This window comes from Candidatus Infernicultor aquiphilus, from assembly GCF_002784285.1.
In the GTDB taxonomy this organism is placed as follows: Bacteria; Atribacterota; Phoenicimicrobiia; order Phoenicimicrobiales; family Phoenicimicrobiaceae; genus Infernicultor; species Infernicultor aquiphilus.
In genome coordinates this window covers 1-1,251 of the sequence record NZ_PFKO01000135.1, presented here as the reverse complement: position 1 = coordinate 1,251, position 1,251 = coordinate 1, and the positions used below count along the sequence as shown (strand labels likewise).

Sequence of the window (1,251 nt, the reverse complement as noted above, 5' to 3'; positions counted from 1 at the left end):
ATTTTTTATTATATCAAAGTACGAACGGAAGATACAGGAAACTGCTCTCATCCCCACCCTTACAGGTGGGGAGTTCCCGCTATATTAAAAACCTCATCCTGATCGCTTCCTTCATTATTCTCACAATATTCATTAACGAGTTCTAAAACTTTTACATTCGGAGAAAGGACTTTTGATATATCAGCTATCCAAGACTTGTCTTTACAAATAGCTGGGTTGGAAACCTCAAATTTGCGCTCTTTTGGGTTAAAGGCAATGATTATCTTTACTCTTCTATAATCTTTATCAACTATATATTCTCCAAGTAATGCAGTCATTAGTGCGGTTACTCGCTGCTGACCATCAATCAGTATCTTTTTCCCTTTTGCCTTAGTTCCATCCTTAAGTCTCACAGAAGGATTGTGCCATGCAATTAAATAACCTATCGGAAATCCTTCGTATAATGAATCAATAAGATCACGTACTTTTATTGCATTCCAAACAAAAGGACGCTGAATTTCCGGTACGGCAATTTCATTTGATTTGATGTCAACTAGTAAGGCTTGAATGGATCTTTGATTTACTGAATATCTATGGATTAACATATTACACCTCTTTTCTTTTAAAATATAAATAAAAATAGACGCAAGTTTCCTAATTTACTCTACAAAATTATTTAGTCTCTCCCTATTTGACAGTTTCAGAACTTTTTGTATAAGCAATGAAACTGAAAAGTATATCAAAAATTAGAAAAGTTACTGAATTATTTAGCAAGTAAAACCGTCTCTGACAAAATATTTTATCTATACTTTTCATATTTTTTTATGATTTTTTTCGTAAATATCTCGCAAAAATTCAAAGCCTCTAGTGCCATAAATCTTACATATTTCATTAGCGCACTCTTCAAAACCTGAAGCATAAAGACATTCAACAATTGAGCGAATATCCTTTTGATCGTAATCAGGAGTTGAATTTTTTAAGATTTCTAAGAATATTTTACCTACATATTTACCAGCATCTTTATTTTTATCCTTTAAATTATTGAGATATTTGAGGAAAAACGGAGCATTGAAATCAACATGAATATATGGAGCAGATAATTTCAGCCATTCATAGTTTTCACCATCTATCTTTTCTAAAAATACAGTCAGTTTCGATAATTCTGATAAAATTTCTTTAGCTTCTTCTTTTAATTGTTCTTTTTCTTTGTATTTGTTCTGGTAAACCCATCGCCAGAAATCAATAATTAGTTCTCTCATTTTTCCCATTCTA

The 1,251-nt window shown here is 31.5% G+C and carries 2 protein-coding genes; both read right to left on the bottom strand.

All coding sequences use genetic code 11. The annotated features are described in order from the left end of the window. Positions 1 to 59 precede the first annotated feature (59 nt). Positions 60 to 584 (bottom strand): DUF262 domain-containing protein, encoded by a 525-nt coding sequence (locus tag COZ07_RS03745; RefSeq protein ID WP_406607248.1) that lies wholly within the window; start codon positions 582 to 584, stop codon positions 60 to 62. 207 nt (positions 585 to 791) lie between these two features. After that, the coding region (locus COZ07_RS03740) for a hypothetical protein (RefSeq protein WP_406607247.1) at positions 792 to 1,251 on the bottom strand (460 nt) is incomplete at its 5' end.